Source organism: Segatella copri (assembly GCF_026015295.1).
GTDB classification, from domain to species: Bacteria; Bacteroidota; Bacteroidia; order Bacteroidales; family Bacteroidaceae; genus Prevotella; species Prevotella copri_C.
In genome coordinates, this window is sequence record NZ_JAPDUW010000001.1 from 101250 (window position 1) to 121331 (window position 20082).

The 20082-nt window shown below is 44.6% G+C and carries 11 protein-coding genes; 6 read left to right on the forward strand and 5 right to left on the reverse strand.

Annotated features, from left to right (window positions below; all coding sequences use genetic code 11):
• Positions 1-8 precede the first annotated feature (8 nt).
• The 6 genes from ONT18_RS00380 to ONT18_RS00400 all read left to right on the forward strand — a co-directional run bounded on the left by ONT18_RS00380 (position 9) and on the right by ONT18_RS00400 (position 13084).
• Entirely contained in the window at positions 9-9242 is a 9234-nt protein-coding gene (locus ONT18_RS00380) for a SpvB/TcaC N-terminal domain-containing protein (RefSeq protein WP_264903546.1), read from the forward strand.
• A complete protein-coding gene (locus ONT18_RS17370) occupies positions 9220-9894 on the forward strand; it encodes a hypothetical protein (RefSeq protein ID WP_437183697.1) in 675 nt (224 codons plus the stop codon). Before ONT18_RS00380 ends, ONT18_RS17370 begins: the two co-directional genes overlap by 23 nt.
• Before the next feature lie 157 nt (positions 9895-10051).
• Positions 10052-11350, forward strand: coding sequence for an RHS repeat-associated core domain-containing protein (locus tag ONT18_RS00385; protein WP_437183734.1), 1299 nt, complete (start codon positions 10052-10054; stop codon positions 11348-11350).
• Positions 11351-11677: 327 nt separating this feature from the next.
• The gene (locus ONT18_RS00390) at positions 11678-12163 is read left to right on the forward strand and encodes a hypothetical protein (protein ID WP_264903547.1); all 486 of its coding nucleotides are present in this window, start codon (positions 11678-11680) and stop codon (positions 12161-12163) included.
• A 335-nt stretch (positions 12164-12498) separates the two neighbouring features.
• Positions 12499-12759, forward strand: a complete 261-nt coding sequence (locus ONT18_RS00395; RefSeq protein WP_117588075.1) for a hypothetical protein — start codon at positions 12499-12501, stop codon at positions 12757-12759.
• Entirely contained in the window at positions 12749-13084 is a 336-nt protein-coding gene (locus tag ONT18_RS00400; protein ID WP_117728261.1) for a type II toxin-antitoxin system RelE/ParE family toxin, read from the forward strand. The genes ONT18_RS00395 and ONT18_RS00400 overlap by 11 nt, the downstream gene beginning before the upstream one ends.
• A gap of 384 nt (positions 13085-13468) precedes the next feature.
• Here the strand turns inward: ONT18_RS00400 and ONT18_RS00405 are convergent, their stop codons facing one another.
• The 5 genes from ONT18_RS00405 to ONT18_RS00425 all read right to left on the reverse strand — a co-directional run bounded on the left by ONT18_RS00405 (position 13469) and on the right by ONT18_RS00425 (position 20065).
• Positions 13469-14212: a hypothetical protein gene (locus ONT18_RS00405; RefSeq protein ID WP_264903548.1), complete on the reverse strand. Its 744-nt coding sequence runs from the start codon at positions 14210-14212 to the stop codon at positions 13469-13471.
• A gap of 48 nt (positions 14213-14260) precedes the next feature.
• The gene (locus tag ONT18_RS00410; protein WP_117694445.1) at positions 14261-14872 is read right to left on the reverse strand and encodes a polysaccharide deacetylase family protein; all 612 of its coding nucleotides are present in this window, start codon (positions 14870-14872) and stop codon (positions 14261-14263) included.
• A gap of 73 nt (positions 14873-14945) precedes the next feature.
• The gene (locus ONT18_RS00415; RefSeq protein ID WP_264903549.1) at positions 14946-18380 is read right to left on the reverse strand and encodes a glycosyltransferase family 117 protein; all 3435 of its coding nucleotides are present in this window, start codon (positions 18378-18380) and stop codon (positions 14946-14948) included.
• A 166-nt stretch (positions 18381-18546) separates the two neighbouring features.
• Positions 18547-19248 (reverse strand): metal ABC transporter ATP-binding protein, encoded by a 702-nt coding sequence (locus ONT18_RS00420; protein ID WP_153083617.1) that lies wholly within the window; start codon positions 19246-19248, stop codon positions 18547-18549.
• Positions 19249-19261: 13 nt separating this feature from the next.
• The gene (locus tag ONT18_RS00425; protein ID WP_264903550.1) at positions 19262-20065 is read right to left on the reverse strand and encodes a metal ABC transporter solute-binding protein, Zn/Mn family; all 804 of its coding nucleotides are present in this window, start codon (positions 20063-20065) and stop codon (positions 19262-19264) included.
• Positions 20066-20082: the final 17 nt, after the last annotated feature.

A 20082-nucleotide genomic window follows, 5' to 3' on the forward strand; every position in this document is an offset into this window, starting at 1 on the left:
CAAGAATAATGAAGTATTCTACACATTCATTCCTCCTTCCGTTCCTGTTGCTTGCAGGAATCATACTAAACTCCTGTAATGGTGGAAGTAATCGTTCTGCTAAAGAAACTGTAATCAGTGATTCTACATGTACTAATACAGTCTCTTCTGTACAAAAAGATAGCATTCCCCGAAAGGCTACTTCCTTACGAAAACAAGTTAAGGACAGTGTACAGAACTCACCTGTGAAGAGAATCTCCGAAGAAATCGCAAGAAATCAAAAGGGGAATCGTGTAGATACTCACAAGCTGAACAGGAAATCTGCAAGAGTTTTTGCAGACTTAGGCAAACGTACCGTCAGCAAGTTCTTTACCAACTCCGACAGCGATACGCTCAATGTTGGGCGTGCCCAGCTTGCCGTACCATGTGAGGCTATGGAAAAGGGTAAAGTTCTTAGTATTACACCACTTAGAAAAGGTGAACTATCAACCTTGCCTACGGGTATGGTGAACGTTACAGGTAGTTGTGATACATTGATGGCAAGAACAGATACGGTGTCTGGTTATCGCTTCTTACCTCATGGTAATCACTTCGTCCATCATCTGGCAAGTATCGCAGTACCTTACGACAGCACGTTGATACCGAAAGGCTATACTGTAGATGATATCCACACCTATTACTATGATGAACTGCACCAACGCTGGACAATGCTCCAGTCGAAAGGTATTGATACTAAACGTGAGGTGGCAATGGCAGAGACTTCACACTTTACGGATGTCATCAACGGTATCATTAAGGTTCCAGAGAGTCCCGAAACACAGAACTATGTCCCTACAGGAATCAGTGAGCTGAAGGCTGCTGACCCAGCAGCGGGTATTCAGCAGATTGAAGCCCCATCAGCTAATCAGAATGGTACGGCGTCACTGTCCTATCCTTTCGAAGTTCCTGCAGGGCGTAATGATATTGGTGTAAGTGCCGGCTTACAGTATAGCAGCGAGGGCGGTAGTAGCTTTGTTGGCTATGGATGGAGTCTTCCTGTACAGAGCATTGACATAGAGACCCGATGGGGTGTACCACGTTTTGATGATAATTCAGAAAGTGAGAGCTATCTTCTCATGGGACAGCAGCTCAGTGACCGACTCTATCGTAGGACAGATTCTCTGGCAAGACAAGCTGACAAGCAGTTCTATCCAATGACAGAAGGCGGTTTCAGTAGGATTATCCGAAAGGGTAACAGCCCGAAGAACTATTATTGGGAAGTGACTGGCAAGGATGGTACAGTCTACAGTTATGGTGGTCATGGTGGTCATGTCAGTGATGCAACTTCTCTTACCGACACCAAGGGTAACCGTATCAAATGGGCACTTGACCGTGTTACCGATGTTCACGGAAACTTTGCTGCTTTCCATTACATGAAGTCTGGCAATAACCTTTATCCTGAACGCTATACATGGACAGGATTCGGGGAGACGGAAGGACTGTATAGCATTGAATTCAATATTGACTCTATAGCCACAGACCGAAAAGATGTAACGAGTAGTGGAAGGCTGGGCATAATGCAAAAGGACAAAGGGCTACTCCGTAAGGTCACTGTGAAGAATAATGGTCAGCAGCTCCGCAGCTATACCTTAAACTATGAAGACGGGCCGTTTGGCAAAATGCTGCTAAAGAGCATTGATCAGAACGATAGTAGGGATGGTAAGGTTGTTACACAATCCTTTGACTATTACAATGACCTCAAAAATGGTCTTTTCTCTTCTAAGGCAGAGATATGGAAGGCCGAAGGAGAAGATTACGAAGCATTCCTCAGCCATTCGGTTCGTGGGTGTGATGACAATCTTAGTATTCTTGGTGGTGGAGCATCAAAAAGCCACACTACAGGTGGGGGAACAATGATAGGTGTAGGTTTCACTGGTGGAACAGTAAACGTCGGTCCATCTTTCTCTAATAGCAAAAGTTCAAATACAGGTAAAGTTGCTTTCGTAGATATTGATGGTGATGGACTGCCTGATAAGCTTTTCAAACAAGGTAACGAACTTTTCTATCGTAAAAACATGAGTGCAGATGGAAAGAATTTACTCTTTGGTAAAGCGTTACGGATACGAGGAGTAAACTCTTTCTCTGAAGGTAATAGTATCAGTCGTTCTCTTAATGCAGATGCTGCTGTTGAAGTTGGTATTACAAAAAAACTTGGTGCTTCTGTTGGAATTTCTTATACACATTCAAAAGATCAGGACAAGACTACCACCTATCTTTATGATTTCAACAGTGATGGACTTACAGACATAGCTGTCAATGGTCAGGTCTACTTCAATCATATTGTAGACGGTAAACCTGTATTTAGTCCTGCAAGTAATGTGACTGCCAATCCTATTATTGGTGAAGGATCACCTATTGATAAGCATTTTATTCCAGACTATAAGGTTATCCGTGACTCTTTGGAAAAGGAATATCCACTGAATGATGCCGTCCGGATGTGGTGCGCACCTTTTGCTGGCAAGGTCAACATACAAAGTACTATAAAAAAACTTAGCAATCAAGGTGATGGCATCATCTACAGCATTCAACATGAGAGCAATGGTTTCATGGTCCGCGACTCTTTATTACAAGCTGGTAGCAAAACCAACAATCTTAATTGTGATGTAAAAGTAGGAGACAGAATTTTCTTCCGTCTTCAGTCTCGATATGATGGTGAGGACGACAGAGTTCTTTGGAATCCTATAATTACTTATATATCTTTGCCTGTTGGCAAGGATAGGTATCTGTCAGAAGACTTAAAAACATATAATAGCAAGACTGATTATATAGAAGGTGAAAACAATGTTGCTATATTTAATCGTACTGGTAAGGTTACGCTTCACGCTCCTTATATGAAGGGGAAGACTTCTGATGATGTTACACTTATCGTCACACGCTTGGATCAACATGGTGAAACGATTGTAAAACGGCTTAAACTTCCAGCTGATAGTGTAGTCAATGGCTCCTACGATTATACTGATAACATAAATGAGAAAGATTCTATTTCATTCTTCTTTGAAATCACAACCACATCCCCAGTTGATTGGACAAAAGTACAATGGGCGGGTAGCTATAATTATGAAGATGACCAAGAAAGTGTACGTTTTGTTGCATCTCGTAGGATGTTCAACAAGCCTGTTAGTATAGCAGGGAGCAAAGTGTTGAAACAGGGTGTTACCGTATTGAATAGACAATACCGTCCTAAACTTTTTATTGTTCCAACACTATCCGTTGTGCGTGAAGATAAAAAGAATGACACAGATACTGCTACAGTTTACCTCACTTTACATGATCAAAACGGACTTCCCGTATTGCACCACACCTGTCGTCTGAATACTTCCAATACGCTCAAGGTAGACACTATCATAGTTACAGACACAACACTTATCAAAAGATTAAATACAGGTAAGGTGACTGCTACTTTTGCAGTAAGTAACGAATTATCTAAATCTACTCTTGCCAAAGTTAGTCTTTTACGCGATAGTCTTTCTTACCAAAGTGCCACATCTACAGTTGTTACTGCTGAACAGCGTGTTCTTGTGGATACGTTAGAGGCTTGTGTTTTCTCTGGGTATAACTCTGTTGATTATGGAAGGCTCTATCGAGGATGGGGACAATTTGCCTATAATGGCAATAAAGCCTATGCTACCCAACCAATAGAAGTATCAGCACTGACCATTGACAGGGATAAATATAAGGATACAGCCGAGCATTATAAATCTACACACGATGGCAATCAACTTGCAAAGAGTCTTACTCCTGTCAACGAACAGCGTTTCTTTGTTATGGGATATGATGCAAACAAGAGGATGTATGTTGGTGGATCTGAGCATGTCTTTATCTCATTAGATACAATCTGTAGTTCTCGTATCGGCGAGGATGCTATCATAATAGACAGTGTCCATTATACTAAGAATGCAGGTGAATTGTCTGCCCCTGTGCTCATGAGTGAGTCAAAGAGTAATGGCTATGGTGTAAGCGGTGGAATCTCCTATGCAGGACTCAGTGGCAGTAAGAGTACACAGACTTCTTATAGCAAGGTAGCTCTAATGGATATCAATGGTAATGGTTATCCTGATTGGTTAGAGGAAGTGGATGGCAGTATTGTTACTCAATACACAAAAGCAACGGGTACACTTGGTGAAGATCGCATGAAATTAAATGTCAGTCGACCAAGATTCAAAGCAAGCTCTTCTACTGTCGGAGCAAATGGAAGTCTATCAAAACAAGCTTCGGCAAAGAACGCTTTAGCTATCAGTATCAATCCTAAACCTCAAGACGATGAAACACCTGGCGGTAGTGATACGAAGAATTCATCCAATGGTAATGCCATCTCCAGTGTGTCAGTGAGCGCCAGCGGGAACTTTACTTCTGGTACCTCTCATACAGAGAGTGACTGGTTAGACATCAATGGCGACGGATTACCTGATATGCTCTTGGGCGACAAGGTGAAGTTTGGTCTTGGATATAACTTTACAAATGAGGAGAGTAGTGGTGTAACTTCGTTGGAGTCTTCAGAAAATAGCACATGGGGTGCAGGACTTGGTACATCCATTGGGGTACTTGGTAATGCTGATATTTCTTTCGGTGTCAACGGAACAAAGACGACAACAAAATATAATGTATCTTTTATAGATATTAATGGCGATGGCTTACCTGATATGGTAACTCGTAGTGGTGGAAAGTTCACTATAATGTTGAATACGGGTTCTGGTTTTATTCCTTATTCCGAAGAACAACAAGGTCGTTTCAATGAGTCATTGGCAACGTCCGTTTCTCAATATGGTAATTTTGCTGTTTCCATTCCAATACATATTCTGTTTTTAAAACTAAGGTTTACAACTAAGGTTACCAAATCTTGGTCAAGTGGTGTTAGTTTCACAAGTGCAGCCTTGAGAGATATTGATGGTGACGGACGTCCCGACCTTATCATATCTGACGGGGCAAAGCAGCTTATCGTCTACCGTAACCTTACGGGCAGAACGAACATGCTGCGCTCTGTGACTCTTCCTTTTGGTGGACATATCCATATCGGGTATGAGCAGACAACTCCAAGTTACGACTTGCCGGGACGTCGCTGGGTGATGTCATCTGTTGAGACGACAGGTGGATACAAGGAGAACGGAGCAGTACGAAGCAGAAATACCTTTGAATATAGCGGTGGCTATCGTGACCGTCGTGAACGTGACTTCTATGGTTTCAAGCAGGTACGTACTAATCAGATAGATACAGAGAACGGTGACAGACTCTATCGTTACTCCGTACAGACCTATGGTAAGAACAGGGATTACTATGCTCATGGGCTTGTTACGAGTGAATATCTCTATACCGCTGATGGAAAGAAACTGCAGGGATCTCTATATGACTACGACCTGAAGACACTCGTCGTTGGTAATAATACGACAGATGCTGTTGTCTTCCCTGCCCTAAAGACTCTTGTTCAGAGTAACTTTGATGTAAATAGTGGGGACAGTCTGGCGGTTGCTGTCAGCAATACTTACGATGACTATGGTAACCTGCAGGGATATAAGGAAACGACAACAGCCTATAGCTTAGAGGCAAACATTAACTATCATAAGATAGCCGACAAGTATATTGTCAGTGTTCCGAGCCATATCGCTGTCAGCAGTGGTGGTAAGACTTATCGTGAACGCTCAACGAAAGTGGACGGCAACGGTGAGATAACGGAGATCATGCTCCATAACGGTGACAAGCCTTCTGTCTATAACATGACTTACGATGGCTATGGCAACATCACACGCATGACGAAGCCGGAAAATTATAACCATCAGCGTATGTTCTATGCCTATACCTATGATGACCTCTATCATAGTCTTGTGACAAGTGTCAAGGATGCATACGGCTATAGCTCCAGCACGGCTTATGATGGTCTTTGGAATGCTCCGTCTGTAACGACTGACCTCAACGGGCAGAAGATGGAATACACTTACGATGCACTGGGCAGACAGATGACTATCCGTGCTCCGTATGAGATAGAGAGCAATCAGCCGTTTACTATCCGCTTTGAGTACTTCCCTGCAGAACGTAAGGCACATACCATCCATTATTCTAAGGACGGAAACATTGACACTTATACATTCGCCGACTCGCTGATGCGTGCTGTCCAGACGAAGCAGACGGGTGTGGTGTGGTCTGGTGGAAGCAATCAGACAGTCTCCATCGTCAGTGGAAGGGCTGTCATCGATGCCTTCGGACGTAACATTACAGCTTATTACCCAATGACGGAAAGCTATGGTAACATCGGCACTTACAACCATGCTACGGGTGACCTGCAGGCAAAAACAGAGTATGATGCACACGACCGTACCACGAGTATTACGCTTGCTGACGGAAGTGTGACACGTACGGCTTACTCTATCGGCAGTCATGACGGTGAACCGATGCTCCAGACAACAGTCACGGATGCACTGGGACGACATGCGGAGAGCTATACGGATGCCAAGGGACGCAACCGGGAGACGGTGCAGCATGCCCGTGGTGAGGATATCACGGTGAAGTACAGCTATGACCCTGTCGGACAGGTGATGACGGTTCAGCATCCTAACGGCAAGGAGACGAAGTATGCCTATGACCTACTTGGTCGCAAACTGATGGTGAATCATCCTGATGCAGGTGAAACGGATATGACCTATGATGCGGCGGGTAACCTCCTGACGAAGCTCACAGCAGAGCTTAGGAAATCGATATCTGACAATGGTTACATCTCTTACACCTACGACTTCGAGCGACTCCATGAGGTACTTTATCCAGAAAACCTCTTTAATCGTGTTACTTATACCTATGGCAAGGCTGGCGATAAGTATAACCGTGCCGGTCGTCTTGCCCTCGTTGAGGATGCGAGTGGCGGTGAAGCCTATTACTATGGCAGACAGGGTGAGGTGACGAAGACTGTCCGTACAGTCATGGCGAGCGTGGCGGATATCAGGACTTATGTCTATGGTGCTACGTATGACAGCTGGAACCGTGTGCAGACGATGACTTATCCTGACGGTGAAGTGGTAACTTATCACTACAATGCAGCAGGACAGGTAGAGAGCATGACGAGCAATAAACAGGGACGTCAGAGCGTTATAGTTGACAGGATAGGTTACGACAAGGAGGGTCATACGGTCTATACAAAGCTCGGTAACGGCACGGAGACTACCTATACCTACGACAAGCAGCGTGAACGTCTGCAGGTGATGAACCTTACAGCGGACGGTCAGACTGTCATGGAGAACAGGTATCAGTATGATGCTGTGGATAATATCCTTGGTATTACGAATGCCGCCAACCCGACATCGCTTACAAAACTCAATAGGGCGAAGCTGGGCGGAAAGAGTTCGCATACGTATGAATATGACGAGCTGAACCGCCTTGTTCATGCCAGTGGTAAGGCAAAAAGTGCAAGTTACGATATGGTGATGTCGTTCGGACGGATGAGTGAACCGCTGACCAAGGTGCAGAAGGTGGACTCAACGACAACTGCCAAGTCTTATAACTTTGCTTATAAGTATGAGGACAGTAACCACCCGACGGCTCCAACGCAGATTGGTCATGACCATTACACCTATGATGCCAACGGTAATCCAACGCTGGTAACAAATGACTCTACGAATACTACCCGCGAGATGTATTGGGATGAGGATAACCGCCTGATGGTTTTAAGCGATAATGGCAAGACCTCACGTTACACCTACAACGCTGCCGGTGAACGTATTATGAAGAGTTACGGAACGATGGAGGGTGTGTATATCAATGGTGCGCCACAGGGTATCACCTTCCATGAAACAGATAACTTTACGCTCTACCCTGCTTCGATAATCAGCATCAACAAGAATCGCTTCACAAAGCATTACTTCATTGGTGACAAACGTATCGCCAGCCGTATCGGTACAGGCCTGTTTAACAACGTTTACGGACGCAACGGCTCATACGTAACAGCTGGTCAGCAGGACTATGCTGAACGTATGAATCAGATTCAGAAGCAGAAAGAGGCGTATTACAAGCAGCAGGGCATTGCACCTGGCGTACCTACAATGAAGGGTGCGTACGGTGATCCAGAGAACACGGGTGTTGGATATAATGCCGTCCTCACAGAACTCGGCAACCATAATGTGCCACAGGGTTGGATTCAGACTCCACGCCCTAACACTACACCGAATACTAATCCCGGTCCACCTGTAAGCTGGAATGACCCAAGTAACCCTGATGACCCGCAGGCTGGTTATGGCTATATTCCTAATGATACCACACGTGAAGAGACCTTCTTCTATCACAGTGACCACCTTGGTAGTACGTCTTACATCACCGATGATAAAGCCAATATCACCCAGTATGATGCTTACCTACCATACGGTGAACTGTTAGTTGACGAGCATAGTAGCAGTGAAGACCTACCGTATAAGTTCAACGGCAAACAGTTCGATGAAGAGACAGGCTTGTACTATTATGGTGCAAGATACATGAACCCTATGGCAAGTATTTGGTATGGGGTGGATGCACTAACAGAAAAGTATCCTACAATGGCTGGAATGATTTACTGTATGAATAACCCTGTACGATTGGTTGATTTAGACGGGAATGATTCTTATTATACAAAGAATGGAGATTATATCGGCTCTAATAACAAAAAAAGTGATTTAATCTATATTGTTTCCAGCTATAAGCTTATAAGAAAGTTTAGAAATGGGAAAAAATTCTATAGCTTTGGAGGAAGGAAGACATTAGAGGAGTCAGACCTTTCTGCAAAAGCTTACTCTAAAATTTTCACAAATGTATTAAAAAGGAAAGGAATAGATACACAGAGATTATATAATGGACAAATTTCTGTAAATTCTGAGCGTAATTCTTGGGACAAAAAAATGAGAAAATGGGATAAATATTATGAACAATATAATGTGTATGACCCACAGAACAATTTTCTTAGTTATGACCCTACTAAAGGACAAACAGGTCCTGCTATTTCTGTTACACGACGCGTAAATGATAAAATTGAGATAGTGATAAATGTATATTCAGTTGGGAATGAAGAAAAAAATTATATCTCTACGGAATCAAATATCTATAATATGATAGGAATACATGAGTTTAATTATCATGGGCTCAAAGGAAAAGGAAATAATCAACATAACGAGATTCTTAAAGCTCAACGCAATGACCCTTCTTGGAAAATGACAACTCCACAATTTAAAAGTTTATATAAAAAATTAGAAAGAAACAATGCAGAATATCAGTCACACTAAAATATTAATAATAAGCTTTATAGTTGTAATCTTGTTTGGTTGTTCGAAAACAAAAAGTAATCAGGTTGATGCATGGCTCTTCGAAGTCATTGATAATTATCCTTTCCCAACATTCAATAATAGTTTTTTTGCTGAAAATTATCCTCGGGTAATACAATTTAAATACATGATTAAGAATAATACATCTGACACTTTATTTGTACCGATTAATGTGGTTAATGGTTATAATACATTTCATTCTAGAATTAAGATGGGGATAGGTACTCATTATTTTAATAATCTTCTAGATCAAAAACTTACTATGGGTAAGAACGATGTAATTTTAGCTCCAAATGGGCAGACAAGTGTAACGATAACTTTATACTCTCAAGACATAGAAAGCCTCCATCTAAAGAAAATGGTTTCTTTGGAAAATATTTTAAGAAAGGTATCTTTCCGCTATTTTTATAGTAATTCAGATGTATCTCATTATTCCCCCATTGAGCTAATTTTTCATAATTCAAATGAAACGGACTGGATAGATATAAAAGATATTAAAGAAGAGAGGGAGAAGCAATGGAATGTACATTATGATTCTCTTCGGAATATACTATTAGTCTATTATATTCCTATGACTAGAATTCGAGAGGTTGAAGGGGCAACTTTTTGGTAGTTACAACGACACAGCCAAGGGTAATAACTTTGCTTATAAGTATGAGGACAGTAACCATCCGACGGCTCCAACGCAGATTGGTCACGATCATTACACATACGATGCCAACGGTAATCCTACGTTGGTAACGAACGACTCTACGAACACTACTCGAGAGATGTACTGGGACGAAGACAACCGCCTGATGGTACTCTCTGATAATGGCAAAACGAGTCGTTATACTTACAACGCTGCTGGCGAATGCATCATGAAGAGTTACGGTACGATGGAGGGTGTGTATATCAATGGTGCGCCACAAGGCATCACCTTCCACGAGACGGACAACTTCACACTTTATCCTGCAAGTATCCTCTCTGTAAACAAGAATCGCTTTACAAAGCATTACTTCATTGGTGACAAACGAATCGCTTCAAGGATAGGTACAGGCCTGTTTTACAACGTTTACGGACGCAACGGCTCATACGTAACAGCTGGTCAGCAGGACTATGCTGAACGTATGAACCAAATCCAACGTCAGAAGGAGGCGTATTACAAGCAGCAGGGCATTGCACCTGGCGTACCTACAATGAAGGGTGCGTACGGTGATCCAGAGAACACGGGTGTTGGATATAATGCCGTCCTCACAGAACTCGGCAACCATGATGTGCCACAGGGTTGGATTCAGACTCCACGCCCTAACACCACACCGAATACTAACCCTGGTCCACCTGTAAGCTGGAATGACCCAAGCAACCCTGATGACCCTCAGGCTGGTTACGGCTATATCCCAAACGATACTACGAAAGAGGAAACCTTCTTCTATCACAGTGACCACCTCGGCAGCACCTCTTATATTACAGATGCTAAGGCCAATATCACCCAGTTCGATGCCTACCTGCCATATGGAGAATTGCTCGTAGATGAGCACACATCCTCAGAAGAGATGCCGTATAAGTTTAATGGCAAGCAGTTTGATGAGGAAACAGGCTTGTACTATTACGGTGCAAGGTACTTGAATCCTATGGCTAGTATTTGGTATGGAGTGGATCCGTTGGCGGAGAAGTATCCGACAGCAGGAGGTTTCGTCTATTGTATAGATAATCCTGTGAAATTAGTGGATCCAAATGGGAAGAAAATACTACCGACATTGTATAATAAAGTAAATAGAGGACATAATAAAGCTGAAGGTTCAGATTATCGTAGTAACAAAACGTATATGTCTGCTATGAAAAGATTTGCCTCTACTACATATGGGAACGGATTCATTGGTGATTTTTTAGAGAAAGGAAGTAGTCAATATGGTGCTAATGGTACTGGTAGATTCGCAGATTGCATTCTATGGATTCAGGAATTTGATTTGGGGAATGTTGACAATACTGTCCAAAGAGACTATATGGGTGATAATTTTGGTTCGTTTAACATCTTCGTCAGTGATAGTAACTACTCAGCACCCATAGAAGTACCCCTATGGGCATGAGTAGTTACGATGCCAACCTTTAGCGTTAATAATCTGTTAAAAACACTATATAACCCATTATAATAGAGACTCTTATATTTCTAGCATGCGCTGTATATACAAAGTTCTTTTTACTAGGGTTCACCCCTGAGCCGAAAAGGTGAATGCTTGGGGCAAGTGTTCACCTCGCTGTTCACCATTCGGTAACTGTCAGCAAAGATACGACAAAAGGGCGATATAGATAATCGAAAATTACCACATTGTGGTAAAAACGAATAATTTAAATATTAATTTTTTAAAACTTTTAAGGATGGAAAAAAGAAATTCCTACTTTCTGCCGCTGAGAAGTTGAAGCTCGCGGCTGAGATTTCGTCGAAGACTGCTGAGCAGCGTTTCGACAAGTTGTCAAACCAGTTAGTAAAGTCTGCCAAGCACATTTATTCAGAGAAGGCGACTTTTCATGAGTTGACCGAAGGCATGCGTGCCTGGGTGTTGAAGAAGAGTGACATCAAGAAAGCGTTTCACCTGACCCGCAGTTTCTTCACTCATTTGAACAAGGGCGAGCATATGTTGCTCTCCGAGTTTGTTCGTTTTACCAATTGGATTTTCACCCATTATGCTAGCGAGGAGGTTCGCCTGAAGGTATGGATGGGTATTGGCACGGTGTTGTTCTGTCACACGAAGGAGAACGCCGATTACGGTTGGCATCCTTTCTCCCGTCCTCTCGACCAGATTTTAGAGGACATGATAGAGAAGGAAGTGAAGAAGCGAGTAGAGAAGGAGTTAAGAATCCGCGCTTTGAAGAAAGCCCAGGATGAGATAGGAAAATACTGATTTTACTTTTTTAGATTGATTTAGAACCATTAAGGCGCCGCCTTCCTGCTGGTGAAAGCTGGCTGGAAGGGGGTGCTGTAAAACCAAAAGCTGTAGAGTCTGGAAGTAGTTAGAATCCGTGAAATCCGTGTGGGGCAAAACTTCCGAAAATTCAGTAAAGAATTTATATCTATAATGATGCAAAAAGACGAATAATTCGCTGAAAATCAAAGGAAACTATGATTTTTTTGTTGATTTGCCTGAAAATATTTGGTATTTTGAAAACTTCTGTGTATTTTTGCAGGAAATAAGTGATATTTGGAATTAAAAAAACAAATTTTTATAAAAGGAGTAGTATGACAACATTAAATATACAAGCAGCACAGAATGATATTATTCGTCAGGTGCTTAATACACAAGATATCCATCTTTTGGATAGGATAAGAAACCTCTTTGCAAATAAAGAGGCAAATGAGGCGTGTATGGTTCAAGAAGAGCCTTGTATGACTAAAGAAGAAATACTCTCAGGTTTCGACAATGCCCTCCATGAGCTGAAGTCCTATCGTGAAGGAAAGCTAGAGCTTAAACCATTGGAGGACGTGCTGAATGAGTTGTAAGATATTTACTTTCCCTTCTTTTGAAAAGGAAGCTAAACGATTGAATAAGCGCTATAAGTCGTTTAAATCTGATTTGAAGGAATTGATGAATGAGTTAAGTTCTTCCCCCTCTTTGGGTGCAGATTTAGGTGGCGGCTTGCGTAAGGTTCGTATGGCTATTAAATCGAAAGGAACTGGTAAAAGTGGCGGTGCTCGTATTATAACAGTTGTGTTAGCCGATATAGAGGATGGTCTCGGCTTGCTTTATATCTATGATAAATCGGAGCGGAGTACTATAAAGGGGAAAGAACTGACAGATTTGTTGAAGAAGAATGGCTTAGTTTGATATGCTATTGAAGAAAGGAGTAAAAATTGAACAATACAACGAAATTCCCTGTTGCCGATGCTTGCCAAGTAGTATCAGCAACAGGGATTCTTCGTTTTACTTCTCGTCCTTGTTCAGCTATCGCCCATACGATACTTAATGTCGTAGTTGATGATGAAGTCGAGCTCCCTTCTTCAGTAAAGCCGTAATGCTTGGCGAGAAGCAAGATTATTTGTATATTTTGTCTATTTCTTTTCTTTAGAAAGATAGATAGTTTGTGCCAAAACATACAATATGTTTGAATAGTGGATGATGGCGTTGAAGTCTAGCTCTGTGCCTTTTCTGTCTTATTTAGATAAGGTTCTCGAATCTGGTGCTGTGCTCGTCATCAATGATGCTTTTCTCTTATTCTTCTGCCAGTTCTTTCATCGCATCGTTTAATGTGTTGAAAAGAACGTTGATGTTTTCTTCTTCATTCTTGCATGCCTCCTTGAAGAGGGCAACAGGATCTTCGGTGCTGCTCTTGAGCGGAGTCTCGTTGAGCAGGATGTTGACATTGTTCAGCAACATGCCGTGAAGGGTAGGCATGTGGAGCTGGTGCTGTTCGCCCTCCTTGCTGCCACACTTCAAGCCTGCGGCGTATGCCTTCACGATGATGCGGACCAGGAGATGGATAGCCATCGGCTCGTCGGCGAGACTGATGAGAATGCCGTGGGTATAATCGCGTACATGCTCTTCAAGAGTGGTAAACTTGCCTTGAAGAAGCCAGGTGAAGTTACGCTTGTATTCTGACTCCATCGCCTTGTAAAGCTGGTTCGATTTGCAGGCTATGCGCAAGTAGTCGAGCATGGTTGGCTCAAAGGTCGGGTCAGCCTGTTTCATGCTGTCGAAGTTCTTCTTCATGCGCTCGTTGGCTTCCTCGGCAGTCTTGTAGTTGAGGCGTACGAGGGTAGAGAACATGATGTCGAAGAAGTATTGGTTTACCTCGCCATAGTGCTCCAGCATTATCTGCTTGATCTGTTTCGGGTCGTTCTTCTTGCTGAAGTCATTGCCTTCGATGGTAGCATCGATGATGCCACGTGCGTAAGCTTCGAAGAAACCTCTTACAAATGCAGCTACTGCCTGATAACTGTTGATTCTTTTGCTCATTTCTTGTCTGTGTTTATTGGTCTGTTCCTGTTTGGGAATAACAGCTTCTTATTCAAAAGTCTTAAATTCATACCCCTGTTCCATGAGCCATTCTATGGCCTGAGGGAGCGCTGTCTTCAGCTTTTCAATGCTCTTCAGCGAGTCGTGGAAGGTGATGATGCTGCCATTGCGGGCATATCGCTTCACATTGTTCACCACATCTTCTGCCGTCATCCATTTGGAATAGTCGCGCGTCACCACGTCCCACATGATGACCTTGTAAGTGCGGTGCAGCCACCAATACTCACTTGGTCGCATCCAGCCGTGAGGTGGACGGAAGAGATGGGCATGGATGATATCGTTCGCCTTATTGGTGTTGAGCACGTAGGAGATGACGCGGTGCTTGAAGGCACCGATATGATTGAATGTATGGTTGCCTACCTGATGACCCTCTGCCACAATCTGGTTGTAGAGGTCATGATTGCGCAATACATTCTCGCCTACCATAAAGAAAGTAGCCTTGATATTGTACTTTCTCAGGGTCTCTAAGATGAATGGAGTTGACTCTGGAATCGGACCGTCATCAAATGTAAGATAGACAGAATGGTCTTTCTTGTCCATTCTCCAGATGGCCTTTGGATATAACCATCTGAGCCATTTGGCTGGTTGCTCTATGAACATGAATAAAACAGGTTTATATGAATAATGAAAAGTTTGGTGTCGTGTTTCGCGACACCAAACTTTTTTCTATTTTTTACTGATTGCCTTCCGGCATTCTGCCACCTCTGCCATGATAGAGACGGTAGAGGTTGTTGAGCTGCTTCTCATACTTCTGCTCCAACTGTGGACTCACCATTCCGGCAGCCTCGCAGATGCTCTGCATGATCATAATCTGACGGATGCAATCGTTCTCTGCCTGGAGGAAACGGTCGTTTGGCAGCGAGAGATAGTAGTTGAGGTATTGTGAAGCATTCTTCCATACCGCTTCTATATATTCCTTGCCCTTGGCTTTCTGACCGGTCATCAGCCAGCCGCGAGCCATATCCAAGCCACCGCTCATGTAGTCGAGGGTAACATTGTAGGCAGGAATCTCGGTATCAGCCTTCTTCAGGATGTTGATAGCCTTCTGCTTCTTGCCTTCGGCGATGAGCTGGAGGGCTGTCTGGGCGAGCAGGCGACGGTGTGTATAGCACATGCGCATGGTTGTCTCGTCGATGTAGAGTCCCTTCTGCTTCAGGTTGCCGAACTTGAATCGGGTCATGATGTTGTGATAAGCCTTCTCTGTATCGAAGTTCTTGGCACCTGGCTTGTTGGTGGTGAACGGAGTGATACGGTTCACAAGTCCCTCCTGTACGAAGTTGTCACCGAGGTTCATATAGTTCTCTTCGCCTACGGTGAGTGCTACGTAGAGCGGACGGGTCCAGTTGCACTGTGCCAACATCTCAAGCATCATGAGATCGCCCTTGTAGAGTGCGCTCTTGCCGGCAAGCGAGATGACCATCTTGTCTGGAATAGAATCTGATGCCATCATCATGCCGCTCTTCTTTACAGCCTCCTTGTCGATGGTGACATAGAGGGTATCCGTAGGGATGAAGTGCATGTCAGGGTTCTTGCTGCGTACCCAGTTCTTCAGGATGTTCTTGAGCTCGAACGGTTCGTCACCAAACTGCTTCTTGGCATTCTCCGGATCCTGCTTGTAGAAGTCGAGAATCTGCTTCTTTGCTTCAGGCTCTACAGATACATATTCGTTGGTACCTGAACAGAAATCGAGACGTGACCAGGTGATTGGCACAGATGGTGAGTTGTATGCAGGACGCTTCATCTGGTCGATATACCAGTCGGTCTGCAGGTAGCTCAGGTTACATACGCGGGCATCTGTTCCAACGCCTTCTACCTCCTGGTTGTACCAGAGTGGGAAGGTATCATTATCACCATTGGTAAAGATGATAGGGTTGCCCTTCTCCTGGAGTGACATCAGGTAGTTCTGACCGAAGTCACGGCAGGTGTAACGGTTTGATCGGTCGTGATCATCCCAGGTCTGTGATGCCATCTGGATAGGTACGAGAAGTGTGATGACTGCTACGATGGCTGTTACGGCAGTACCGCTGAGCTTCATCTTGCGCTTCAGGATGTCGATGATGGCGAGTACGCCGAGACCGCACCAGATAGCGTATGCATAGAATGAACCGGCGTAAGCATAGTCACGTTCACGTACCTGCATAGGTGTCTGATTCAGGTAGATGACGATGGCAAGACCTGTCATGAAGAACAGGAAGAATACGATCCAGAACTGCTGGATACCGATAGGGAGGAGCACTTCCTCTTCCTTGCCGTTCTTCATTACCTTCTTCTTGCGGGTATACCAAGCCTGCCAGAAAAGTCCGACGAGACCGAGAATCAGCGGCATGCAGTAGAATACATTGTGGCCCTTGTTCTCCTTCAGGTCGTCTGGCAATTTGCTCTGGTCGCCATAGAGTGAATCATCAATGAATGAGAAACCGGTAATCCAGTTTCCGTGCTCTGGCTCACCATTGCCCTGGATGTCGTTCTGACGGCCGGCAAAGTTCCACATGAAGTAGCGCCAGTACATGAAGTTGCACTGATAGGAAAGGAAGAAGCGGATGTTGTCAAACTGTGACGGCATCTTCACCATCATACTCTCTCCGCAGCGGTCGTAAGGAATCTCTGTGCCTTCTACACCGCCCATCCAGTCTTCGTATGCCTGGGCATGAGCCGAACTGTACATACGAGGGAAGAGCATGTTCTGGGCATAGATATACTTATTTTTGTGACTTACTACGAAGTAAGAGTCCTTCTCATCAGCCGAAGCCTTCTCCTTGCGCTGGTAAACCGGTGCGCCTTCCTTCATGACAGGCTTGCACATGTTGCCGTCTACTTCGAGGGCTACCTGTGATGTATAAGCCTGGCCATAGAACAGAGGGCGGTCGCCATACTGGTCGCGGCTCAGATAACTTCCCAGGGTAAAGATGTCCTCAGGAGAGTTCTGGTCCATAGGAGGGTTGGCAGAAGAACGGATTACGATGAGTGCGTAGCTGGAATAACCAATCATCAGCATCAGCATGCAGAGCAAGGCTGTGTTCTTGACGCGTGCTGAGATGAGCGGCAGGAGCTGCATCTTCTTTTTGGCGATGCCAGTAGATTCGTCAACGCCTGTTACTACTTCCTGCTTGCGCTTGTAGCCGAGTACGAACCAGAGGATAACCAGCACGATGATACCGGTGATGGCAGCTGTCCAGCCATATCCGTAGAATGGGATGCCGAGCATGCCGAAGCCGAGAACGAAGGCGATATTCTGCTTCTTCTCGTTCTTCTCTGATGCATTACAGGTCTCGTAGATGCCCCAGATGACTGAGGCTACGAGGCAGATGATATATACGATTTCACCGGTATTGAACGGACAGCCGAGGGTGTTGACAAAGAACAGCTCGAACCAGCCGCCTACGGTGATGATACCTGGAACCACACCATACAGTACGGCTACCACTACGAGGAATGAAAGGAACAGTGCCAGGAGTGAACCCTTAAGGTTGGCATGTGGCACCTTCTTGTAGTAATAAACCAATACGATGGCTGGGATACAGAGCAGGTTGAGCAGGTGGACACCGATACTCAAACCGGTCATATAGGCGATGAGCACAAGCCAACGGTCGCTATGAGGCTCGTCAGCATGGTCTTCCCACTTCAATATCAGCCAGAATACCACAGCGGTAAAGGCAGAAGAGAACGCATAAACCTCACCCTCGACAGCTGAGAACCAGAAGGTATCGCTGAAGGTGTAGATGAGTGCGCCCACCATACCGGATGCCTCGATGGCAATCAGCTTGCTGGTAGTCAGTTCTTTCCAGTCGCTGATAACGAGTCGGCGAGCCAGGTGGGTGATGGTCCAGAAGAGGAACATGATACAGACGGCGCTCAGCAGGGCGCTCATCGTATTTACCATCTTGGCTACCTGGGTAGTGTCGCTGGCGAAATGTGTGAAGAAATTGCCTAAAAGCATGAAGAATGGTGCCCCAGGTGGGTGACCGATCTCCTGCTTGTAAGCAGTCGTAATAAACTCAGGACAGTCCCAGAAACTGGCTGTCGGTTCAATTGTGGAACAATAAGTGAACGCCGCAATGATGAATGCGACCCATCCGAAGATATTGTCCACTAATCTGTACTGTTTCATTATTGTTTAAACTTTAATGTATTATATTTCTTTCTGAATGCTTTCTCTGTTTCTGAATGCTTTCTCCGTGCCTTTCATAAAGGCACATTCCAGTTGCAAAGATAATAAAAAGATGAGATAATATGGATTTTTGCACCTGTTTTTTAGGCATTATTATATAATAAGCCTATACATTTAAGAAATGCTCTTCCAGTTTCTCTCTCGGCATATCTGCCGTATCGTGGTAGTGGAGATGATGATTTACGCAGGCGATGTGCTTTACGTTATTGAGCACTTCGGCTACATCATGGCTTACGATGATAATGGCGCATTCCCGGTTGATCTGTTCCAGCATCTCGTACATCTGCTTCTGGAAACGGCGGTCGATGTAGGTGTTGGGCTCATCCAGTATCACTACATCGGGTTTGGAAACAATGGCGCGGGCGAGGAGTACTCGCTGCAGTTGTCCGCCGCTCAAGGCTGCGATATGGCGGTCTTTCAACTCTGTGAGCTGCATCTGTTCCAGACAGTCGAGTACCTGCTGGTGCTGTGCCTGGGTGTATCTCGAAAAGAGACTTTTGGTCTTGCTGAGTCCTGAGAGTACCACTTCATAGACGGAGATAGGGAACTGTTTGTCGAGATGGTTGTATTGGGGCAGATATCCCATACTGATTTCCCTTACTTCCTCCCCGTCTTTATAAAAGCGGATGCTGCCGTCTGTGGGTTTCATCAGTCCCAGGATGAGGCGCATGAGGGTTGTCTTGCCACCACCATTGGGACCGATAATGCCAAGATAATCGTCTTTGCAGACGGTGAGGTTGATGTCGTGGAGCACCTCCTTGCCTTCATAGCCAGCAGAAAGATGCTCGATTTTTATGATTGGAGTCATATTATTGTAGTTTTTACTTCCCAACAACGATTTTCTTGCCTTGTACCGCTGCTGCCGCTTCCTGCATCGCCCAGTTCCAGTCTCCCTGCAATGGATTGATATCCATTGGCTTGGTCTGGCTTTCCTTGATGAAAGTATTGGTGTTGCGGTTGGCAAACTCTGCTTGTATGAGGCAATATTTGATCTTCTCTTTTCTTGCTCTCTCGATGAGGCTCTTCAGCTGGGCAGCACTCGGCTCCCTGCCTTCTTCCTCTATGGCAAGTTGCTCCAGCTGGTAATCACGGGCAAAGTAGGTGAGGATAGGGTGATAGATGACGAACTTGCGAACCATCTCCGGATTATCCTTGAAACTCTTTCTGATGATGCTGTCTCGCTTGTCGATGATGCTGAGCAGCGACTGGTAGTTCTTCTCGAAGAACGCCTTGTTCTTCGGCTCCAGTTCGCAGAGCGCCTTGAGGATGTTGCTGGCTATGATGCGGGCGTTGCTGCAACTCATCCATACATGCGGGTCGGTATTGCCGCCTGGTGTCTTGGCGGGCGTGATGCCTGTGGAGGTATCTATCACCTTCATGTCAGGAGCGTTGTCCTGCAGTTTCTTCATCCAGGTCTGTTCGAAACCGATGCTTCCCACTTTCAGATAGAGGGCACTCCTGGAGAGTTCCATCATCTGCTGGGCGTATGGCTCGTAAGTCTCTGGATTGTTACCATTCGATACCATTACGTTGACATCTACCTTGTCTTCGGCAATCTTATCTACGAAATATTGGTAGGGAGGGATGGTAACGGTTACAGTAGGCTTGGCATTACTTTCAGCCATGCCAGCCTTTTGCTGGT

Excerpts from the sequence above, each read along its gene's own strand:
- ONT18_RS00420 (WP_153083617.1), bottom strand. The coding sequence starts at position 19,248 with ATGACTCCAATCATAAAAATCGAGCATCTTTCTGCTGGCTATGAAGGC.
- ONT18_RS00395 (WP_117588075.1), top strand. The coding sequence starts at position 12,499 with ATGACAACATTAAATATACAAGCAGCACAGAATGATATTATTCGTCAG.
- ONT18_RS17370 (WP_437183697.1), top strand. The coding sequence starts at position 9,220 with ATGCAGAATATCAGTCACACTAAAATATTAATAATAAGCTTTATAGTT.
- ONT18_RS00380 (WP_264903546.1), top strand. The coding sequence starts at position 9 with ATGAAGTATTCTACACATTCATTCCTCCTTCCGTTCCTGTTGCTTGCA.
- ONT18_RS00405 (WP_264903548.1), bottom strand. The coding sequence starts at position 14,212 with ATGAGCAAAAGAATCAACAGTTATCAGGCAGTAGCTGCATTTGTAAGA.
- ONT18_RS00410 (WP_117694445.1), bottom strand. The coding sequence starts at position 14,872 with ATGTTCATAGAGCAACCAGCCAAATGGCTCAGATGGTTATATCCAAAG.
- ONT18_RS00400 (WP_117728261.1), top strand. The coding sequence starts at position 12,749 with ATGAGTTGTAAGATATTTACTTTCCCTTCTTTTGAAAAGGAAGCTAAA.
- ONT18_RS00415 (WP_264903549.1), bottom strand. The coding sequence starts at position 18,380 with ATGAAACAGTACAGATTAGTGGACAATATCTTCGGATGGGTCGCATTC.
- ONT18_RS00385 (WP_437183734.1), top strand. The coding sequence starts at position 10,052 with ATGTACTGGGACGAAGACAACCGCCTGATGGTACTCTCTGATAATGGC.
- ONT18_RS00425 (WP_264903550.1), bottom strand. The coding sequence starts at position 20,065 with ATGGCTGAAAGTAATGCCAAGCCTACTGTAACCGTTACCATCCCTCCC.